This is a genomic window from Blautia sp. Marseille-P3087 (assembly GCF_900120195.1).
GTDB lineage: Bacteria > Bacillota > Clostridia > Lachnospirales > Lachnospiraceae > Blautia_A.
The window spans coordinates 1,435,765-1,456,658 of the sequence record NZ_LT635539.1 but is presented as its reverse complement, the minus strand read 5'-3'; the positions used below and the strand labels follow the sequence as shown (position 1 = coordinate 1,456,658).

The window sequence follows — 20,894 nt, the reverse complement described above, 5'->3', positions numbered from 1 at the left end:
GCAGGGCAATAAATATTGATTTCATAAGACCAGATTCCGCTTGGAAATGAACGGGATCTGGTCTTTTGCATATAATAACAGCAAGAGTCCCTGAGGGAGTGGAATGTTTGGATGAAATTCACGTAATCGGGGGAAACTGTCTTCATGGAAATATAACCGTTCAGGGTTCTAAAAATACGGTGCTGCCGTTGATGGCGGGAGCGCTTCTTTATCGTGGCATCAATGTACTGAAAGCCTGTCCGCGAATTACGGATGTTTTTTATATGGAAGAAATTTTACGCGCGCTGGGGGCGGAAACATGGTGGGAAGATCATGATTTGTATCTGGACTGTACCCATGCAGACGGAAGTCATGTGCCGGAAATATACAGCGGCAGGATGCGCAGTTCAATCATTCTTCTGGGACCGATTCTTGCCAGAAATCAGCAGGCGGAGATAGGCTATCCGGGCGGCTGTGTGATCGGGAAGCGACCGGTGGATCTTCATCTTTATGTATTAAGGCGTTTTGGGGCGGAAATAAAAGAAGAAGAGAAAAAAATAACGGTCTCCTGTAAAAAGCTTTGCGGGACGGAAATCGTTTTTTCGAAAAGGAGTGTCGGGGCAACAGAACAGGCGATTCTGTGTGCGACGCTTTCAAAAGGTACTACCACGCTTCGAAACTGTGCCAGAGAGCCGGAAATCGTATGGCTCTGCCGTTTTCTGAATGCAATGGGGGCAAAGATCGAAGGAGCAGGAGAGGATTGTATCTGCATCGAGGGAACAGAAAAACTTTGTGGTACGAAGATGCAGATTCCGGCGGACCGGATCGTGACCGGTACGTATCTCTGTGCAGCTGCCGCTACCAGAGGACACATCGTGATCGAGAATGCACCGGAGGGGGAACTGGATGCCTTCCTTCAAGTATATCGGAAAATGGGTGGACAATATGAATGGAACAGTGGTAAACTAATAGCGGACGGAAGCCGGGTATGTTTTTCCCTTCCGTTTCTGGAGACAGAGGTCTATCCGGGATTTCCCACAGATCTGCAGTCACCGCTTCTGGCGGTTCTGGCAACTGTTCCCGGTAAAAGCATAATAAAAGAAAATATATTTGAAAATCGTTTTAAGGTCTGCAATGAACTATGCAAAATGGGCGCAGATATTCGGGTGGACGGAAACACAGCAGTTGTCTGTGGAGGAAGACTGCATGGAAACTGTGTTTATGCAGAGGAACTCAGAGGAGGCGCGGCACTTCTGGTGGCGGCGCTTGCAGCAGAGGGAAGTTCTGTGATACGCGGATGTTCTTTTATCCGGCGCGGATATGAGGACATAGGCGGCGACCTTAAGAAATTAGGCGGTTTGATAACAGAGGATACAGGTACTGTTTTTTATGAGAACATCCAATTATAAAAAAATTAAATTCACAAAAAGTGCAGCGAAAAAGACCGGGCTGGCAGTTGGGGCAATTCTGCTCGCCGGGATTATTTTTTTCTTTTCTTTTTTTCATGTAACGCATGTCGAAGTTATGGAAAATACCCACTACAGTAAGAAAGAGCTGAAAAAAATGATTCTGACAGGGGCTTTTTCCTCGAATTCGATACTGGCACCGATTACATGTTCCAAAGCAAAAGTGGAGAATGTGCCGTATGTGGAATCGTATTCCGTCAGCCGTTCCGGAAGAAATTCCATCGTGATCGGTGTAAAAGAAAAAAATGTGGTCGGCTGTATTCCGTATCTTGACAGTTATATTTATTTTGACCGTAATGGCAAATTTATCGAAAGCAGCAGGACGAGAGATGAAGATGTGCCGTATTTCGAGGGCATTACCGTCAAGAAAACTGTTATGAATGAGAAACTTCCGATCAAGGATGCGGTATTGAATACAGCAGTTGCGTTATCTACGATCTTTGCAAAAAATGATATGACACCGGATTACATTGAGCTGGATGAAGATTACTCGCTTAATCTGATATACGGCGACATTACGGTAAAACTGGGAAAGGACCGCTATCTGGAAGATAAGATGAACCGAACGATCGCGATCCTTCCGCAGATCACCGGCGAGAAGGGAATCCTTCATATGGAGAATATCACGGAATCTTCCAAGACCGTTACCTTTGAGAAGGAAGAGGAAGAAGTGACAGCCGAGAACTGGACAGGTGGTTACGACGAGAATGGCGATTATACCGGTGACGGTGAATATGATGAGAATGGCAAATACGTCGGAGCGAAACCGAAGACGGAGCTCGATTATGCAAAAGAAAACTGGATCGGCGGCTATGATGAAGAAGGTGATTATACAGGTTCCGGTGAATATGACGCGGATCTGAACTACGTTGGCGCAGAACCGACACAGGAACTGATCGACAGTTTCGGAGACTGGAAGGGCGGCTACAACGAATCCGGCGGCTTCGACGGTGTCAGCGAGTATGACCGGGAGGGCAATTATGTAGGACCGATGCCGGACAATGCGGGAAGCAGCGGTACGGATTCCACAGACAGTTCTGATGAGGCTGAAAGCGATAACTCGGATGAAGACCGGGATTATTCGGAAGATGACAGCTACAGTGATGAATCGGATGGAGAATATGATGGATGGGATTCCGGATACTCAGATGAAAGTGATTACGAATAGCCGTACATGGCGAATAATCGTGAAAAAAGTATAAAAAAACCAAAATAGTGGTTGATTAATTCAAAAAAAAAATATATGATATATCTATATGTAGCCTGATACGCTAATGTCAGGAAAATAAAGGAGGAAGTACATTGTTAGAGATTATGTCGAATGAAGCTGAGTCCTCCGCTAAGATTATTGTAATCGGCGTGGGCGGAGCTGGAAATAATGCAGTAAACAGAATGGTTGAAGAAGCCATCGGAGGAGTTGAATTTGTTGGTGTAAACACTGATAAACAGGCTCTGACACTTTGCAAGGCTCCAACAGTACTTCAGATTGGTGAAAAGATTACAAAGGGTCTCGGCGCAGGCGCACAGCCGGAAGTTGGCCAGAAGGCAGCCGAGGAGAGCATAGAAGAAGTTAAACAGTTGATTGAAGGCGCTGACATGGTATTCGTTACCTGTGGTATGGGCGGTGGTACCGGTACAGGTGCTGCTCCGGTAATCGCAGCAGCAGCCAAAGAAATGGGAATCCTCACCGTAGGTGTTGTTACGAAACCTTTCCGTTTCGAAGCAAAGACACGTATGAACAATGCTCTTTCCGGAATCGAAAATCTGAAGAAAGCTGTTGATACACTGATCGTCATCCCGAATGACAAATTACTGGAGATCGTAGATCGTCGTACAACGATGCCGGAAGCACTGCGCAAAGCAGACGAAGTTCTGCAGCAGGCAGTTCAGGGCATCACAGACCTGATCAATCTGCCGGCACTGATCAACCTTGACTTTGCCGATGTACAGACAGTTATGACAGATAAAGGTATTGCACATATCGGTATCGGAGAAGCAAGAGGAGACGACAAAGCCATGGAAGCTGTTCAGCAGGCAGTAGCTTCCCCGCTTCTTGAGACAACCATCAAGGGAGCAACTCATGTTATCATCAATATTTCCGGTGATATTTCTCTTATGGATGCAAACGATGCAGCAAGCTATGTACAGGAACTGACAGGTGAAGATGCAAACATCATCTTTGGTGCTATGTATGATGATTCTGTTGCAGATTATGCAAGAATCACAGTTATTGCTACCGGATTATCCGATACAACAGCAAAGGCAACTCCATTTGGAAGCAGAAGTAATACGACACCATTTACCGTACGTAAATCCACAACAGGTTCTGCAGCTCCGGCTGGCAATATGACTATGCCAAGCTTCAGCCTTCCGACTATGAACAGTGGTTCTTACACAGGTAAAGTCCCGACCAGCACTGTACAGAAAAAGGACATCCAGATCCCGGATTTCTTAAGAAACAGATAAATCAATTCGACAGACAAAGAGACGCTGTATCAACAGCGTCTCTTTTTTTGGCATTACATCATGGTATTTGATTTTCAGCATTTACAGGCAAAGGTGCTGCATTTTGTTTCGTTACAGCCATCGGTACTGCATCCCGTTACATCAATGGCGGAGGCGGTGCAGTTACATTTGTTGTTGTAGGTGCATTCCTGTGCTTTGCAGTCAATGTTGATCTTTTCGCAGCCGCAGTGTTCGGCACCGCTGTTTTGCATGGCAGCTGTCGTACGGTCGCGGAAGCTTCCGCAGCTTGTTTCATCAGCACGGTGTGCGTTGTCACCGGTGATTTCGATATCACCGCGGGAACAGAGTTTGTTGTCGTTGTAGATACATTTTGTTGCAGAACAGTTCAGAATAGTCATGTTTGTAACCTCCTTGATCAGATAAAATAACATAATCATAAAGATCCATGCAAAAAGTAGTATTTGCAGGTCGAAGAAAAATATACAAAAAATAATATAATAAAAAACTTGACATCATATAAAAGACATGATATCTTATACAAGTACGTGGAGAAAACAAAGCAGAGTTACACTCTCACCTCAGCGCACGTGTTGATGCGGCTCGGGTTTATATATCGCAGCACAGCAGTTAATGCTGTAGACGTCACATGATTTTTTGTGCGTCTGGATATAGTAGAGTGTGGAGTCTGTCCATACTCTTTTTTGTTTTCGCAAACGCAGAGGGTGACTTGAGAGTCAGGTTTATCATTTACAGGTATGGAGGTGTACTACAATTAGCAATTTAATGATTAACGAACAGATCAGAGACAAAGAAGTACGTTTGATCGGACCGGACGGAGCACAGCTCGGTATCGTGTCTTCCAGAGAAGCATTTGCAAAGGCACAGGAGGCCGGACTGGATCTTGTAAAGATCGCGCCACAGGCAAAACCACCGGTGTGCAAGATTATCGACTACGGTAAATATCGTTATGAGCTTTCCCGTAAGGAAAAAGAAGCTAAGAAAAAACAGAAAACAATCGACATCAAGGAAGTACGTCTTTCTCCTAACATTGATACAAATGACCTGAAGACAAAAGTCAATGCAGCGAGAAAATTTCTCTCCAAGGGCGACCGCGTAAAAGTCACATTACGTTTCCGCGGAAGAGAGATGGCACATATGTCAAGCAGCAAACATGTTCTGGATGATTTTGCAGAACTTCTCACAGACATCGCAGTCGTAGAGAAAGCTCCGAAGATCGAAGGAAGAAGCATGACCATGTTCCTCAGTGAAAAGCGTTAAGCAGTTATCAGAGATAACGTGTTTCACACACATATTTATGATAATATAAAATAAAAAACAGAACCACGAATTAAGGAGGATTTTATTATGCCTAAGATTAAAACCTGTAGAGCAGCAGCAAAACGTTTCAAAAAAACCGGAACCGGAAAAATCATGAGAAATAAAGCTTACAAGAGCCATATCTTAACAAAGAAATCTCAGAAGAGAAAGAGAAATCTGAGAAAAGCTACTGTTGTAGATTCTACAAACCTTAAGAACATTAAGAAAGCACTGCCTTATTTATAATAAGCAGCAGACGATATCGGAAGACGAACAGGAGGAAAATAAGAAATGGCAAGAATTAAAGGCGGATTAAACGCAAAGAAAAGACATAACCGTACATTAAAACTGGCAAAGGGTTACAGAGGAGCCCGTTCCAAACAGTATAGAGTAGCAAAACAGTCTGTAATGAGAGCACTTGCAAGCTCCTATGCAGGACGTAAACAGAAAAAACGTCAGTTCAGACAGCTCTGGATCGCTCGTATCAACGCAGCAGCAAGAATGAACGGACTTTCCTACAGCAAAATGATGCACGGACTGAAAGTTGCAAACGTTGACATCAACAGAAAAATGCTTGCAGAACTTGCAGTAAACGATGCAGAAGGATTTGCAGCACTTGCTGAAATTGCTAAAAAAGCAGTTGCATAATAGCTGATTATATGAATAAAAGACCGTAGCGCCGCGATCGGGCTGCGGTCTTTTTTATAGCTAAAATGTCCGTATAAGAAAGACAGTAGTTTTTGCTGAATAAACAAATCCTAAAGAAATTCTAAAATTTTGCTTGCAATCGTAGAAACTGAATGCTATAATCAACTACATTAAAGCTTTAGCAAATGAAAGTAAAGCGAGCTGATTATAAGATAGGAGGATCTTATTATGAAAAATATGAAAAAAGTACTTGCTGTAACAGCAGCAGTAGCCATGACAGCAACAATGATGCCGACGGCTGTATTTGCGGATGATGCGGAGACATTCAAGATCGGTGTAATCGGACCTATGACAGGTGACAACGCACAGTATGGTCTTGGTGTATACCACGCAGCACAGGTTGCAGCAGAGGAAATCAACGCAAACGGTGGATTCAACGGATACAACGTAGAAATTCTTGACGCAGGTGATGATCAGGCTGACCCGGAGAAGGCAGTAAATGCATACAATGACCTTCTTGACAAAGGAATGCAGATGCTTTGCGGAACTGTAACATCCGGTTCCTGTATTGCAGTCGGAGCAGAAGCAGCAGAAAGCACATTCATGTTTACACCATCTGCAACAGCAGTGGACAGTATTACAGCAGGAAGCAACGAATTCCGTATGTGCTTCACAGACCCTGCACAGGGAACAAAATCCGCACAGTACATCGGTGAGCATAGTCTTGCTACAAAGGTAGCAGTTCTCTATGATTCATCCGCAGACTACAACTCAGGTATCAACGATGCGTTCGTTGCAGCAGCAGAAGAAAACGGTCTGGAAATTGTAGCTGATGAAGCATACACAGCAGACAGCAACACAGATTTCTCTGTACAGCTTAAGAAAATCAAAGACAGCGGTGCAGAACTTCTGTTCCTTCCTAACTACTATGCAGACAATGCTCTGATTCTTCAGCAGGCACATGATGCAGGTATGGACGACGTTAAGAAATTCGGTGTAGACGGTATGGACGGTATCCTCGGAGTAGAAAACTTCGATACATCTCTTGCAGAAGGCGTTATGCTTCTGACACCATTCTCTGCTACATCAGAAGATGAGAAATCTCAGGCATTCGTTAAAGCATACGAAGATGCTAACAAGGATGAGGTTCCGAACCAGTTTGCAGCAGATACATATGATGTACTCTATGCAATGAAAGCAGCAGCAGATGCTGCTGAGATCACACCTGATATGTCCAACGAAGACATCAGCGCAGCTATGTCTGAGGCAATGCTGAGTGTTGAGCTTGATGGTCTTACAGGTAAAGCAAAATGGACAGAAGACGGCGAGTGCGATAAAGAGCCAAAAGCTTTCGAAATCCAGGACGGCGCTTACGTAGAAATGGAATAATCAGATTAAAATAATGTAATCAGAGGACGGGGGACGGTTGCCTGTTATCACAGGACGGTCCCCCTTTCTTGCGCTAATATGACAACTATTTAAAGAGGTGCATTATGAGTTTTTTATCCTATTTAAAAGATGGAATCAGCCTGGGCAGTATCTATGCGATTATTGCCCTGGGGTATACAATGGTATACGGTATCGCTAAAATGCTGAACTTCGCTCATGGTGATGTCATCATGGTCGGTGCATATGTGATCCTTACCGCTGTTACCAGAGGAGGCATGTCTCCGGTGCTGGCCGTTGCACTTTCTGTAATCTTCTGTACCGTTCTTGGTATGGTGATCGAGAAAGTAGCGTACAGTCCGCTTCGTAAGGCGTCATCCAACCTGGCTGTACTGATCACAGCGATTGGTGTCAGCTATTTGCTTCAGAACCTGGCACTTTTGATCTTCGGTGCAGATGCCAAGAGTTTTGTAACTGTTATTGATGTACCGTCGGTGTCTTTATTTGACGGACAGCTTGTTATTAAGGGAATTACGATTGTAACAATCCTGAGTTGTATTGTGATTATGGCCGGTCTGATGCTTTTTGTACAGAAGACAAAACCGGGACGTGCCATGCAGGCCGTTTCTGAAGACCGTGACGCAGCACAGCTCATGGGTGTCAATGTCAATGCGACAATTTCGATGACATTTGCAATCGGTTCCGGACTTGCAGCAATCGCAGGACTTCTTCTCTGTCAGACCTATCCGACACTGACTCCGTATACAGGCGCCATGCCTGGTATCAAGGCATTCGTAGCAGCCGTATTTGGTGGTATAGGATCCATTCCGGGAGCCATGGTCGGCGGTATTCTTCTCGGCGTGATCGAAATCTTCGGTAAAGCCTATATTTCTTCTCAGGTTGCAGATGCGATCTGTTTTGCGGTTCTGATCGTGGTACTTCTTGTAAAACCTACCGGACTGTTCGGAAAGAACATCCAGGAGAAAGTATAAGGGGTGGTCAGAATGAAAAAAACAATGAACAAAACAACAAAAAACAATTTTATCAACTATGGAATTGTAATCGCAATTTTTGTGATTGTAGAGATCCTTTCCGGAACAGGAAACCTCTCAAGACTTCTTACAGGTCTGCTGGTTCCGCTTTGCGTTTATACGATTGCGGCAATCTCTCTGAACCTGATTGTAGGTTTTTCCGGTGAGCTGAGCCTTGGCCATGCAGGATTCATGTGCGTTGGTGCATATTCCAGTGCATTATTTTCTCACATTGCAAGTGATATCCCGCAGGTGCCGAGATTTATCCTTGCAATTCTGATCGGTGCAGCAGTAGCAGCAGTGTTTGGTGTGATCATCGGTATCCCGGTACTTCGCCTTCGTGGTGACTACCTCGCAATCGTAACGCTGGCATTCGGCGAGATTATCAAAAATCTGATCAATATCCTGTATGTCGGTTTTGATGAAAACGGACTTCATGTTGCAACAAGTTCTGCAAATCTCAAGCTTGCAGCAGGCGGCAAACAGATCCTCAAAGGTGCACTTGGTATTTCAGGAACAGGTGCTCTTTATAAAGACGTAAAGCATTATTTCTTCCCGATCGGAATCATTTTGGTATTGCTTACGCTGTTTATCGTACAGAACCTGGTAAACTCCAGAAGCGGACGTGCGATCATGGCAACCAGAGATAACCGTATTGCGGCAGAATCTGTAGGTATTGATGTGACGAAGTTCAAACTTCTTGCATTTACTATTTCAGCAGCTCTTGCAGGTGTTGCAGGCGTACTGTATGCACATAACCTTTCTATGTTAAAGGTATCCGGATTTGACTACAATATGTCTATCCTGATTCTGGTATATGTCGTGCTTGGTGGAATCGGAAACTTAAGAGGTTCTATGATCGCAGCGATCATCCTCTATGCACTTCCGGAACTTCTCCGTGGATTTGCAAACTACCGTATGCTGATCTATGCGATTGTCCTGATCGTTATGATGCTCTTTAACTGGGCACCGGCAGCAAGAAACTGGAGAGCACGTGTCATGGAAAAAATCAGAGGCACTAAGAATAAAAAGGAGGCAGCTTAACTATGGCAATGTTAGAGGTAAATCATCTGGCTATCCAGTTCGGCGGTCTTCGTGCAGTTGACGGATTTAATGTATCCATCGAAAAAGGTCAGCTGTATGGTCTGATCGGACCGAACGGTGCCGGTAAAACAACAATTTTCAACCTTCTTACAGGTGTGTACAAACCGACAGAAGGTATCATCAAGCTTGACGGACAGGATATCACAGGAAAGAGTACGATCGAGATCAACAAAGCCGGTATCGCGCGTACTTTCCAGAACATCCGCCTGTTTAAGGATATGCCGGTTCTTGACAATGTTAAGGTCGGACTTCATAACCATCATTCGTACTCTACACTGACCGGAATCTTAAGACTTCCGAAATACCACAAAGTAGAAAAAGAAATGAACGAAAAAGCAATGGAGATTCTTAAGGTATTTGATCTCGACAAAGAAGCGGATACACTTGCAGGAAACCTTCCATATGGTAAGCAGCGTAAGCTCGAAATCGCCAGGGCGCTGGCTACCAATCCGAAGCTTCTTCTGCTGGATGAGCCGGCAGCAGGTATGAACCCGAATGAAACACAGGAACTGATGGATACTATCCGTTTTGTACAGAAACATTTTGGTATGACCATTCTTCTGATCGAGCATGATATGAAACTGGTTGGAGGTATCTGTGAAGAAGTAACCGTACTGAACTTCGGACAGGTGCTTGCACAGGGCGAAACACTGAAGGTTCTGAAAGATCCGGCAGTTGTTACTGCATATCTGGGAGAATAGGAGGAAGATCAAATGTCAATGTTGGAAGTAAAAGATCTCCAGGTTTATTATGGTGTCATTCAGGCATTGAAGGGGATTTCCTTTCATGTAGAACAGGGAGAAGTTATCGCACTGATCGGTGCAAACGGAGCAGGTAAAACAACGACACTGCAGACACTGACCGGAATCATTCCGGCAAAAGCAGGAAGCATCAGCTTTGGAGGCAAAGACCTTACAAAGACACCTGCACATAAGATTGTTGAGATGGGTATGGCACACGTACCGGAAGGAAGACGTGTCTTTGCAGATATGTCTGTATACGAAAACCTTCTGATGGGAGCCTACACAAGAAAAGATAGAAATGAGATTGCACAGAGTCTTGAAATGGTATACAAGAGATTCCCACGTCTGAAAGAACGTACAGGACAGCGTGCCGGTACACTTTCCGGTGGTGAACAGCAGATGCTGGCTATGGGACGTGCTCTGATGAGCAAACCAAAGATCATTCTGATGGATGAGCCATCCATGGGTCTGTCCCCGATCTTTGTAAATGAGATCTTTGATATTATCAAAGAAGTAAGTGAAAGTGGCACAACCGTTCTTCTGGTTGAGCAGAACGCAAAGAAAGCCCTTTCCATTGCTGACAGAGCGTATGTTCTTGAGACAGGAAGTATCACTCTGGAAGGAAAAGCAGATGATCTGCTTCATGATGAATCTGTCCAGAAAGCATATCTGGGAGAATAAGGAGGAATCGATATGGATCAGGTTGTAATCACAATTGCAAGACAGTACGGAAGCGGTGGACGTACCGTTGGTAAAATGCTGGCAGAACGTCTGGGAATATCTTTTTATGACAAACAGATCATTCAGATGGCATCTGATGAGAGCGGAATAGACGTGAAGCTTTTTGGAAAAGTTGAGGCCGGAGACAAAGTCAAAAGTTCTCTTTTCGGAAGTAAAGACAGCATTTACAAAGGTGGGCTGCATCAGCCGGGCAGCAAGGATTTCATCTCTGATGAAAACCTGTTTAATTATCAGGCGAAGGTAGTGAATGATCTTGCGGAAAAAGAATCCTACGTTATCGTAGGACGCTGCGTAAACTATGTATTTAAAGATCGTCCGAATACATTACGCGTATTCATCCATGCGCCCTGGGAATTTCGTGTGGAGAAGGCTTCTGAGAAGATTTCCGGATCAAGAGAAGATGTCGAGAAATTCCTTCTCAAAGATGACAAACGCAAACAGGATTACTACCGTAAGTTTGCGGGCGGTATCTGGAACGATGCGACAAACTACGATCTCTGTCTGAACAGCGGAAAGCTTGGATTTGAGAAATGTGTGGATGCGATCGAGGCACAGCTTAAGATTATGTTGAATAAATAGTAACTATTCAGAAGGTAGTATCCCGCGAGGTGTTTTGGCATGTTTTTTGCCAAAATCCCGAGACCTATAAGGCAAAATGCCATCACCGAAGGTGATTTGGAATGCATTTTGACTCGTAACTGTGAGGGTACTGAACAGTTACAATAAATAAAGAAAATGGCACTGGAGGTTTTTTATCTTCCGGTGCTTTTTTTGTGCATTCTTTCATATACTGAACAGAGCCTGAATCTGAAAATCAAAGAAAGCCCGGGAACCTTAATGAAAAAAAGAAAAGTATGTGTTTTACTGATTTTGATAGTGGTATTTGTGCTTGCTGTCGGCTGGAAGCGTACAGATCCGGAAGTTCGGCGTACTTCCGGAAAAGCGATCGCAGAAAATATAGCAGGTCAGGGGATGCTCGGGCTGGTAGAACAGTCCGTGGAACATCCAAAAGCCGCACTGACCTTTGATGACGGACCGGATGCACGGTATACCAGCGTGCTGCTTGACGGACTGCGCGCAAGAAATATAAAAGTCTCATTTTTTCTTCTGGGTGAAAAGGTAGAGCAGAATCCGGATCTGGTCAGACGTATGCAGGAGGAGGGACATCTGGTCGGAAATCATACTTATCATCACGTTCAGCTTGATAAACTGAGTGATGCAAAAGCGAGAGAAGAAATCTTAAAGACGAACAACCTGATCTATGAAACAACGGGAAGATATCCGCAGTATATGCGACCTCCGTTCGGCGCGTGGAAAAAGAATCTGGAATTGCGTGTGGAGATGATGCCAGTATTCTGGACGATTGACACGCTGGACTGGAAGGTACAGAATACTGAACAGATCATAAAGACTGTAGAGGAAAAGATAAAAGATGGTTCTATCATTCTGATGCATGATGAATATAAGACGACAGTAGAAGCAGCACTCAGACTTGCGGACAGTCTGAAAGAAAAAGGGTATGAGCTTGTCAAGGTAGATGAGCTGATTATGCCGTAGCTTCCTGAGAATATTATAGACAGAAAACAACTGTTTGGGTTTTGATTGCTTTTTGTGGAGATTTTCGTTATACTGTTTATCAGAGACCGGTGTTATCCGGGGAAGAAAAAAGGAGCGATACACATGGGACGTATTTTTGATATGGACAATAAATTTTTCAGGTTTATGAGTAAGGTGGCGGATCTGTGTATTCTGAATATTATCTGTGTGGTCTGTTGTATTCCGGTCATTACCGCAGGTGCATCGATTACAGCCATGTACTATGTGACACTGAAAATGGTACGTAATGAAGAAGCGTACATTTTAAGAAGCTTTTTTAAATCTTTTAAGCAGAATTTCAAACAGGCAACGATCATTAATCTGATCATGCTGCTGATCGGTGTGGTCCTTTATGTAGACCTGAATGTGTCAAAAGCAATGCAGGGAGGAGCCGGACAGATCTTTCAAATTATCTTTATGGCATTTGTGCTGATTTATTTTATCCTGTTTTTGTATGTATATCCGGTGCTTGCCAGATTTTATAACACGATCAAAAATACGATCAAAAATGCTTTGTTTATGGCAATCCGACATTTTCCGTATACGGTTGTCATGGTAATTATTGCTGTATGCCCGCTGTTACTTCTGCTTGTGAAAAGTTATCAGATACAGTCGACACTGTTTGTGCTGTTTCTGCTTATGGGATTTGCACTGATCGCATATTGTAATTCCTATTTCCTTGCGAAGATTTTTGACAACTATATGCCAAAAGAAGAAGCCGGGCAGGAAAGTGCAGGCGAGTCTGTATGAGTGAAAAGACGGTTGCAGGGCAGAGTATAAAAAACTGGAACGGCAAGCCGTATCATTATCTGGACTATATGCTTAAGCAGACGTTTGGCGAAAAAGTCTACAAAGTTACTCTGAATGGCGGCATGTCCTGTCCGAACCGGGACGGTAAGCTGGGAAGCCGGGGCTGTATTTTCTGCAGTGCCGGAGGAAGCGGCGATTTTGCAGCAGATCCGGCGTTTTCCATAACCGATCAGATTGACAGCCAGATCGAGATGCTTCGTGCGAAACGTCCGATTCACAAATATATTGCTTATTTTCAGGCATACACGAATACGTATGCACCGGTCGTATACCTTCGAAAGATTTTTACGGAGGCAATCCGGCATCCTTCCGTAGTAGCATTGTCCATCGGGACAAGACCGGACTGCATCGGAGATGAGGTTCTTGCCCTTCTGGATGAGCTTAATCAGATCAAGCCGGTGTGGATCGAACTGGGACTTCAGACGATACATGAGCGGACTGCCGCTTATATCCGAAGAGGATACCCGCTTTCCTGTTTTGAGGAGACAGTACATCGGCTCAGATCACATGGAATACAGGTTATTGTTCATACGATACTGGGACTTCCGGGAGAATCTGATGCAGATATCCTCGAGACGATGGACTATCTGAACGGAAGGGATATACAGGGTATCAAGCTGCAGCTGCTGCATGTACTTCGTGGGACGGATCTGGCGGATGATTATCTCGCCGGGAAGTTTCATGTTTACGAAAGAGAAGAATATCTGAATCTGCTGATTGAGTGTCTGGAACATCTGGATCCTTCGATCGTGATTCACAGGATGACGGGAGACGGACCGGCGGATCTTCTGATTGCGCCTCTGTGGGCAAGCCGTAAGAGAGAAGTTTTGAATCTTCTGCATCATGAGATGAAGATACGGGGAAACTGGCAGGGCAGACAGTTCAGACATCAGACAGTATGAGAAGTATGAGAAAGAGGTGACTGAAATGGCAGAACCATTCACAACGTACAAGCTGATCGTCTTATATATGGCGAAACATGCAAAGGAAACACTGACAAATTCTCAGATTTCAGAATTTATACTTGACCGTGAATACACGGATTATTTTCAACTGCAAAAGGTGCTTTCGGAGCTGACCGAAACAGAATTACTCCGGAAACGTACAATCTCCAATAGCTCCTATTACGAACTGACGGAAGAAGGAGCGAAGACACTTTCTTATTTTGAGAAGGAGCTGTCCGGAGAAATTAAAAATGAAATAAAAGAATATCTGCAAAGTCATGGCGGACAGAGGCAGGAACGCATCCTGACACCGGCAGATTATTATACGACACCACAGGGCGCACATGCAGTGCGCTGTCAGATCATTGAGAAAGAATCGACGGTTCTGGATCTGACACTGGTAGCTCCGGGAAAAGAAGCGGCACAGGCCATCTGCAGTAACTGGCCGAAAAAGAGTCAGGAGATTTATGAGAACCTGATGGGCGAGCTGATCTGAGCTTCTCAGGCAATGAGAAAGGTAAATAATGATAAGCAAAAGGCGGGGAATTCATTCCCTGCCTTTAATTCTGTGCATATAAGCCTTGATCTCTTTCTCATAGCCGAGGTCTCCCGGTTCATAGAAACGCTCTCCCTGGATTTCGTCCGGGAGATACTGCTGTTCGACATAGTGGTTCGGATAGCTGTGGGCATATTTATAACCGATACCTTTGCCGAGTTTTTCGTGCCCGCCGTAATGTGCATCCTGCAAGTGAACCGGTACAGTGGTGCGTGTGCGTTTTACGGAATCCATTGCGGCAAAGATCGCATTGACTGCGGAATTACTCTTCGGGGCGCATGCCATATAGGTGACTGCCTGAGAGAGAATGATCTGTGATTCCGGCATACCGACACGCTCAACGGCCTGTGCTGCGGCAACTGCGACAGAAAGCGCCTGCGGGTCTGCGTTTCCGATATCTTCGGAGGCAAGGATCATGATACGCCGTGCAATAAACTTGATATCTTCGCCGGCGTAGAGCATTTTGGCAAGATAGTAAACTGCAGCATCCGGATCGGAACCACGCATACTCTTGATAAAGGCGGAAATGATGTCGTAGTGGTTATCACCTTTTTTATCATACTGGACAACGCGCTTCTGGATACATTCCGAAGCAACTTCCAGTGTCAGGTGGATATGTCCGTCAGTACTCTTCGGGGTGGTGAGGATACCAAGCTCAACAGCGTTTAATGCGCTTCTTGCATCACCACCTGCCATATCGGCGAGAAAATCAAGAGCATCATTGTCGATCACAGCACCGTAATTGCCCATGCCCCTCTCACAGTCGTTGACTGCACGGAGAAGCAGCGTACGGATATTTTCGGTACTCAGGGCTTTCAGTTCAAAGATGATGGAACGGGAAAGAAGAGCCCCGTTGACCTCAAAGTATGGATTTTCGGTCGTAGCCCCGATGAGAATGATTGTTCCGTCCTCTACAAAAGGAAGAAGATAATCCTGCTGTCCCTTATTGAAGCGGTGGATCTCATCGATAAAAAGGATGGTCTTGCGTCCGTACATCCCAAGATTATTCTGCGCTTCCTGTACGACCTGCTCCATGTCTTTCTTGCCGGCAACGGTGGCATTGATCTGGGTAAAATTGGCACTGGTCGTATTGGCAATGACTTTGGCGAGGGTTGTCTTGCCTGTGCCGGGCGGGCCGTAAAAGATGACAGAAGTCAGCTTATCGGCTTTGATAGCACGGTATAATAATTTGTCTTTGCCGACGATATGTTCCTGGCCGACCACTTCATCCAGCGTCGTCGGACGAAGACGGGAAGCCAGAGGTGATTCACGGTCAAGGGTTTTTGATTTGGCATATTCAAACAGATCCATAAGAGATCCTCCATTCTATTACATAAATGCGTACATTTGTTCTTATTATACTTTAGACTGATAAAAAATTCAACAGAGTATCTACAAAATGAAAAAAAGGTAGTATACTGGTTAGTGTTTACAGACAGCATACAAGAAAGACGAGGACAGATGAAATGAGATACGAAACCGTGATGGATCTGCATACACATACAATTGCAAGCGGTCACGCATATAATACGCTGCGCGAAATGGCAAAAGCAGCAGCAGACAGGGGACTTGAGATTCTGGGAATTACAGAACATGCGCCGATGATGCCGGGAACCTGCTATAATTATTATTTTCATAATCTGAAGACAGTTCCGAGGGAACTTTACGGAATACGACTTTTGCTGGGAGCGGAGCTTAATATCCTGAATCCACAAGGAGAGGTTGATCTGAAGGAAGAGGAACTTCGGGGAATAGACATCGGAATCGCCAGTCTTCATCTGCCGTGTATGAAACCGGGCTCACGTGAAGAGAATACAAGTGCCTATCTGAATGTGATGAAGAATCCATATGTCAATATTATCGGACATCCGGATGACGGGCGCTATGAAGTGGATTATGAAGCTCTTGTACAGGGGGCAAAGGAATATGGTAAGATTCTGGAAGTAAACAATCATTCACTTGTACCGACTTCATTTCGGCAGAATGCAAGGGAAAACGATGTAAAGATGCTTAAATTCTGTATGAAATATCAGGTCCCGGTCGTGATGGACAGTGATGCACATTTTGACACACACATTGCGGAATTTGATGCGGCAAGGGGACTTCTGGAAGAACTGGATTTTCCGGAGGAGCTGGTTGTGAATCGTTCTGTGAATGCATTGAGGGGATATATTAATGCGTTAAAATAGTCCTTGCTTTTCGTATGTTAAAGTGTTAAAATACGATGTATATGAATAAGACACAAAACAGAAAACAAGACTAAAACAAAATGGAACTAAAGGAGAAGGGATCATGGGTAAAAAAATCAGAACAGAAGAGGTTGACCATTTATTTGAAGCAATCCTTTGTCTGAAGAATAAAGAAGAGTGTTATACATTTTTTGAGGATGTATGTACGATTAACGAGCTTCTTTCTCTGTCACAGCGTTTTGAAGTTGCAAAGATGCTGACAGACAAGCGCACATATCTGGATATTTCTGAAAAGACCGGTGCTTCTACCGCGACGATCAGCCGTGTAAACCGTTCTTTGAATTACGGAAACGACGGTTATGAGATGGTATTTGCCAGAATGAAAGAAAAAGAAGCAGAAGGCAAGACAGAAGAATAAACGACATAATCAAAGAAAGATCACATAAGAAAAAGAGGAACAGATTATGGAGCAATGTAAACTCCGATAATCTGTTCCTTTTCTATTGTCTGTCTGAACTGTTCAGAAGTTGTTTTATTTCCGGGAGGTCATATACTGATAGACATCCGCGGAAATCTTTTGGATGGTTTCCTGTGCGCTTGAATTGTTCCGGATGTTGTTTGAGAGTACACAGATGACATAGGGATGCTCCTTGTCAAAAACAATCGCAATGTCGTTTTCGACTACACCGAGACCGTCACCTGCAGAAAGTTCACCGGTTTTGTTGGCGGTTTCCACACCGGACGGAATGCCGGATGGGATTTTGCCGGTGCGTGTCTGAGCTTTCAGAAGTGTCAGCATGTCGGAGGAAGCATCTGCGTTTACCATGCTTCCGCTGTAAATGTCAGACAGGAGACGGCAGCAGTCGGAGGCACTTGTATAATTGTCATCGGTCGGGTTGGAAGCCAGAAATTCCCGCCCGAGATGTGTAGATGCATATCCGTGTTCCTGACAGAATTCATTTAAGACAGATGCGCCTTTCTGGAAATCCCCGCCGCCAAGTCTGCGTGCAAGCTCATTTGCGGCGTCGTTGTCACTGACCGTGATCATCTGGGTCAGGAGAGATTTCAGACTGTTTTCATAATCAGAAGAAGGTTCCGTCGCTCCGTCAGTGTAAACAAGTTTATCGAAGACAGCAGCCATGATGAAAGCTTTGATCACACTGGCAGACTGCATGGATACTTCTGCATTTACAGTACTGTAAGCATGGTCGCTCAGATCCATGGCAGCAATTGCCCAGGTTTCATTAGCTGCTTCAAGTGGATCGACATAAGTCTTTTCAAGTGTATCGGTCAGATCGGAAAGATGTTTTCCTGATCCGGTGAGATCAGATGCAACGATGTTGAAGTACTCATCAATTCCGTCGGCGATTCCTTTTGCCATTGTTTCGTGGTGGGAAGTATCGGTGATATACATGTCATCACTTTCATTGCTCATAAATCCCATTTCCAGGATCGCAACAGGTACAGTACTCCAGTTGGTACCGGTCATATTGTCAGCAGAGATCACGCCTTTGTTGGCAAGTCCGGTGGCAGAACAGTAGCTGTTTATGACACATTCGGCCAGAGTATTACTTTTTTCGATAAGGTCTGTATCAAGATACTGGTTGGCGCTGGTCGGTGCCATAGTAAGTGCTCCGGCAGCGGATGCGCTGTTGTCGCTGTTTGCATGGATGCGGACGGTAATATCTGCACCCTCAGAGGTGGCAAATTCCGCACGTTCTTTGTTGCTGATCGCTTTATCGTTGTCTTCTCGTGTCATGACGACTTTATATCCGCGGGAAGTCAGTTCCTTTTCAAGAACCAGAGATACCTGTAGATTTACTTCGTATTCCGGAACTTTGGAATAGTTGCCGGTGGTGCCGGTCGTCGCTTTGTTTTTGGTCTGGGAAGAGCCGGGAGCCATCGGTTCCTGTGCGCTCATGTCGACCCAGCTGCCCTGATGTCCCGGATCGATACATACGGTAAAGCCTGAGTTATCGGAAGTGGCGCGGGAGGCTGTATTTGCGGCTGACCAGTCAATTCCGGAAGAAACAGTATCTTCGTCGCCTTCTGAACTGTCAGAATCCGAACTGTCCGCATCATCGGTTGAATCAGTGGAATCTCCGCTGCCAAACACAGATGAAGAGGGAGCTTTGATCATAGCCTGTCCCTGCTCACTTTCATAAGTAGTTTCTGCTGAAGCCCAGATCGTAGCCGGAAGCAGAAAAATCAGGCATCCGGCGAGAAAAAGGGATAAAAATTTTCGCATTTTTGTATCCTCCTGATGAATTAATTTTACAGAAAGTAGTTTCATATATGATATAATATAATAAAAAATTTGACAAGAACAGTTAAGCGTTTGTCGAAAGAAAAAAGGGGGCTATACTATGAGGAAGAATCGTAAATGGATGAAACAGGCAGTGAGATCTCTGCTGGTGCTGATGCTTACATTTGTTCTGGCAGTACCGGTTATGGCAGAGGCAAAAGCAGTTGACTATTGTGCAGAAGATATGAATACGTATTCGGTTGCTGTTGCGAGCGGTTATCTGGCACTTCGTAATGCACAGGCATATAACGATGCCAATGAGATCGGGAAACTGTACAGCGGAGACACGGTAGATGTGATGAATGCAAGTGACAGTACTTACTGGTATGTTTATTCTCCGAAGCTTGATAAGTATGGTTATACGAACTGTAATTATCTTGCAAATTCTGCATACGAATGTAATGTCCGTGTACAGAGCGGTTATCTGGCACTTCGTACAGAAAAAGCGTTCAAATCTTCTAACGAGATCGGGAAGCTGTATACCGGAGATACTGTACAGATTGCGGATTCCAGTGATAGTTCCTACTGGCTGGTATATGCACCCGGACTTGGCAAGGGTGGATATGTGAATAAGGATTATCTTGTTGACGCAGTCAGTGTGATCCGTAAGACCGTTAAGGTAACGAGCGGATATCTTGCTCTTCGAAGTGAGATGGCATATGATGACGAGAATGAAATCGGCAGACTGAACACCGGTGATATCGTACAGATTGCAGATTCCAGTGACAGTACTTACTGGAGAGTGTACTCTGAACGACTTGGAAAATTTGGTTACGTAAATAAAAATTACCTGCAGTGATGCAGGTAATTTTTTGCAGAAAGCAGGAAAGTTAAGTTCTGCATATTATTTCTTGGATTTGTGTTTCGGATCATGATCCGTCGAAGCACGAAGATCGTCGATCATCTGTTCAATGAGCATCTTTTTGACATAAACGTCAAAGCTTAAGAGACAGATAAAGGAAAATAATTTAAGAAAATCTTTGTCTTCTTCCGGCGCATCCTCAAAAGTCTCCTGTGCAATCTCATAACGTTCCAGCAGCTCTTTTTGGAGGGCCTCAATCTGGCCTTTTTCCATGCTGAATACTTCTGTGTAAATAGAAGTAAGATCCATGTTTCCTTCTGATTTAAAGTATTTGTCGGTCAGCGGTCCGAGCAGTGTCTGGATATCGTTGATCGACAGAATGTTTTTAAAGTAGTAGATAAAGATCAGGACCAGCAGATGCTCTTTGGAATAACGCTTCTTCTCGGGGGAAGGGAGCAGATTATTCTTTGCGTAGTTGTTGATCATGGTCTTGGTGAGGATTTTGTCGTCTTTATAACGCTTTGAATGTGCAAGCTGTGCTTCCATAAAGGTGGTTACCTGATCCATATAAAGATCTATATTCGGAATGTCCTCTGGCTTCACATAGCCGATTCCGGAAACGCGTTCCAGAATATTGCGAATCATAGATTCTGTAGTTACTGACATATATTCATCTCCTTTGCCTGGATGAGCAGGCAGAATGTTGATTCATCACCTATAGGCTTTATTATATAGTTTTAAATACTACTTGTAAATGGTTTTTTTAAAATTCCTTTACCCCGTGAGGGCTTTCATGTATAATAACAAAAGA

The 20,894-nt window shown here is 44.5% G+C and carries 23 protein-coding genes; 19 read left to right on the top strand and 4 right to left on the bottom strand.

Features of this window, described 5'->3' with window-relative positions; translation table 11 throughout:
- Positions 1 to 98 precede the first annotated feature (98 nt).
- From murA to ftsZ, 3 genes are all read left to right on the top strand, one after another.
- Complete coding sequence (murA, locus tag BQ7344_RS06985; protein ID WP_334292785.1) at positions 99 to 1,388, top strand: UDP-N-acetylglucosamine 1-carboxyvinyltransferase; 1,290 nt, start codon at positions 99 to 101, stop codon at positions 1,386 to 1,388.
- Positions 1,369 to 2,613: a cell division protein FtsQ/DivIB gene (locus BQ7344_RS06980; protein WP_072521994.1), complete on the top strand. Its 1,245-nt coding sequence runs from the start codon at positions 1,369 to 1,371 to the stop codon at positions 2,611 to 2,613. Before murA ends, BQ7344_RS06980 begins: the two co-directional genes overlap by 20 nt.
- A 146-nt stretch (positions 2,614 to 2,759) precedes the next feature.
- Positions 2,760 to 3,911 carry a cell division protein FtsZ gene (ftsZ, locus tag BQ7344_RS06975; protein ID WP_072523382.1) on the top strand — a complete coding sequence of 384 codons (1,152 nt, stop codon included), beginning with the start codon at positions 2,760 to 2,762 and terminating at the stop codon, positions 3,909 to 3,911.
- 74 nt (positions 3,912 to 3,985) lie between these two features.
- Here the strand turns inward: ftsZ and BQ7344_RS06970 are convergent, their stop codons facing one another.
- Complete coding sequence (locus tag BQ7344_RS06970; protein WP_072521993.1) at positions 3,986 to 4,309, bottom strand: DUF1540 domain-containing protein; 324 nt, start codon at positions 4,307 to 4,309, stop codon at positions 3,986 to 3,988.
- Between the two features lie 385 nt (positions 4,310 to 4,694).
- Here BQ7344_RS06970 and infC point away from each other — a divergent pair, with 385 nt between their 5' ends.
- The 13 genes from infC to BQ7344_RS06905 all read left to right on the top strand — a co-directional run bounded on the left by infC (position 4,695) and on the right by BQ7344_RS06905 (position 14,727).
- Positions 4,695 to 5,189: a translation initiation factor IF-3 gene (infC, locus tag BQ7344_RS06965; RefSeq protein WP_015541984.1), complete on the top strand. Its 495-nt coding sequence runs from the start codon at positions 4,695 to 4,697 to the stop codon at positions 5,187 to 5,189.
- Positions 5,190 to 5,276: 87 nt separating this feature from the next.
- Positions 5,277 to 5,474 (top strand): 50S ribosomal protein L35, encoded by a 198-nt coding sequence (gene rpmI / locus BQ7344_RS06960; RefSeq protein WP_015541985.1) that lies wholly within the window; start codon positions 5,277 to 5,279, stop codon positions 5,472 to 5,474.
- A 45-nt stretch (positions 5,475 to 5,519) separates the two neighbouring features.
- Complete coding sequence (rplT, locus tag BQ7344_RS06955) at positions 5,520 to 5,876, top strand: 50S ribosomal protein L20 (RefSeq protein ID WP_015541986.1); 357 nt, start codon at positions 5,520 to 5,522, stop codon at positions 5,874 to 5,876.
- Between the two features lie 228 nt (positions 5,877 to 6,104).
- The gene (locus BQ7344_RS06950) at positions 6,105 to 7,265 is read left to right on the top strand and encodes an ABC transporter substrate-binding protein (protein ID WP_072521992.1); all 1,161 of its coding nucleotides are present in this window, start codon (positions 6,105 to 6,107) and stop codon (positions 7,263 to 7,265) included.
- Positions 7,266 to 7,369: 104 nt separating this feature from the next.
- Positions 7,370 to 8,254 carry a branched-chain amino acid ABC transporter permease gene (locus BQ7344_RS06945; RefSeq protein WP_015541988.1) on the top strand — a complete coding sequence of 295 codons (885 nt, stop codon included), beginning with the start codon at positions 7,370 to 7,372 and terminating at the stop codon, positions 8,252 to 8,254.
- 12 nt (positions 8,255 to 8,266) lie between these two features.
- On the top strand, positions 8,267 to 9,337 hold the full coding sequence (locus tag BQ7344_RS06940; protein ID WP_072523381.1) for a branched-chain amino acid ABC transporter permease: 1,071 nt from the start codon (positions 8,267 to 8,269) through the stop codon (positions 9,335 to 9,337).
- 2 nt (positions 9,338 to 9,339) lie between these two features.
- A complete protein-coding gene (locus tag BQ7344_RS06935) occupies positions 9,340 to 10,098 on the top strand; it encodes an ABC transporter ATP-binding protein (RefSeq protein ID WP_072521991.1) in 759 nt (252 codons plus the stop codon).
- 12 nt (positions 10,099 to 10,110) lie between these two features.
- On the top strand, positions 10,111 to 10,821 hold the full coding sequence (locus BQ7344_RS06930; RefSeq protein WP_072521990.1) for an ABC transporter ATP-binding protein: 711 nt from the start codon (positions 10,111 to 10,113) through the stop codon (positions 10,819 to 10,821).
- Between the two features lie 12 nt (positions 10,822 to 10,833).
- Positions 10,834 to 11,460: a cytidylate kinase-like family protein gene (locus BQ7344_RS06925; protein ID WP_072521989.1), complete on the top strand. Its 627-nt coding sequence runs from the start codon at positions 10,834 to 10,836 to the stop codon at positions 11,458 to 11,460.
- A 258-nt stretch (positions 11,461 to 11,718) separates the two neighbouring features.
- Positions 11,719 to 12,438 (top strand): polysaccharide deacetylase family protein, encoded by a 720-nt coding sequence (locus BQ7344_RS06920; RefSeq protein ID WP_072523380.1) that lies wholly within the window; start codon positions 11,719 to 11,721, stop codon positions 12,436 to 12,438.
- Between the two features lie 123 nt (positions 12,439 to 12,561).
- Positions 12,562 to 13,227, top strand: coding sequence for a YesL family protein (locus BQ7344_RS06915; RefSeq protein ID WP_072521988.1), 666 nt, complete (start codon positions 12,562 to 12,564; stop codon positions 13,225 to 13,227).
- The gene (locus tag BQ7344_RS06910; RefSeq protein WP_200793037.1) at positions 13,224 to 14,189 is read left to right on the top strand and encodes a tRNA modification radical SAM protein MnmL/YtqA; all 966 of its coding nucleotides are present in this window, start codon (positions 13,224 to 13,226) and stop codon (positions 14,187 to 14,189) included. Before BQ7344_RS06915 ends, BQ7344_RS06910 begins: the two co-directional genes overlap by 4 nt.
- Positions 14,190 to 14,214: 25 nt before the next feature.
- On the top strand, positions 14,215 to 14,727 hold the full coding sequence (locus BQ7344_RS06905) for a DUF4364 family protein (protein WP_072521987.1): 513 nt from the start codon (positions 14,215 to 14,217) through the stop codon (positions 14,725 to 14,727).
- A gap of 51 nt (positions 14,728 to 14,778) precedes the next feature.
- On the opposite strand, the gene BQ7344_RS06900 is transcribed toward BQ7344_RS06905, so the two are convergent.
- The gene (locus BQ7344_RS06900; protein ID WP_072521986.1) at positions 14,779 to 16,098 is read right to left on the bottom strand and encodes a replication-associated recombination protein A; all 1,320 of its coding nucleotides are present in this window, start codon (positions 16,096 to 16,098) and stop codon (positions 14,779 to 14,781) included.
- A gap of 155 nt (positions 16,099 to 16,253) precedes the next feature.
- Here BQ7344_RS06900 and BQ7344_RS06895 point away from each other — a divergent pair, with 155 nt between their 5' ends.
- Entirely contained in the window at positions 16,254 to 16,976 is a 723-nt protein-coding gene (locus tag BQ7344_RS06895) for a phosphatase (protein ID WP_072521985.1), read from the top strand.
- A 103-nt stretch (positions 16,977 to 17,079) separates the two neighbouring features.
- Positions 17,080 to 17,394, top strand: a complete 315-nt coding sequence (locus BQ7344_RS06890; protein WP_015541997.1) for a YerC/YecD family TrpR-related protein — start codon at positions 17,080 to 17,082, stop codon at positions 17,392 to 17,394.
- 114 nt (positions 17,395 to 17,508) lie between these two features.
- Here the strand turns inward: BQ7344_RS06890 and BQ7344_RS06885 are convergent, their stop codons facing one another.
- The gene (locus tag BQ7344_RS06885; protein WP_072521984.1) at positions 17,509 to 19,224 is read right to left on the bottom strand and encodes a serine hydrolase; all 1,716 of its coding nucleotides are present in this window, start codon (positions 19,222 to 19,224) and stop codon (positions 17,509 to 17,511) included.
- Positions 19,225 to 19,342: 118 nt separating this feature from the next.
- Here BQ7344_RS06885 and BQ7344_RS06880 point away from each other — a divergent pair, with 118 nt between their 5' ends.
- A complete protein-coding gene (locus BQ7344_RS06880) occupies positions 19,343 to 20,080 on the top strand; it encodes an SH3 domain-containing protein (protein WP_072521983.1) in 738 nt (245 codons plus the stop codon).
- Between the two features lie 45 nt (positions 20,081 to 20,125).
- Here the strand turns inward: BQ7344_RS06880 and BQ7344_RS06875 are convergent, their stop codons facing one another.
- Positions 20,126 to 20,749 carry a DUF1836 domain-containing protein gene (locus BQ7344_RS06875; RefSeq protein ID WP_072521982.1) on the bottom strand — a complete coding sequence of 208 codons (624 nt, stop codon included), beginning with the start codon at positions 20,747 to 20,749 and terminating at the stop codon, positions 20,126 to 20,128.
- Positions 20,750 to 20,894 lie beyond the last annotated feature (145 nt).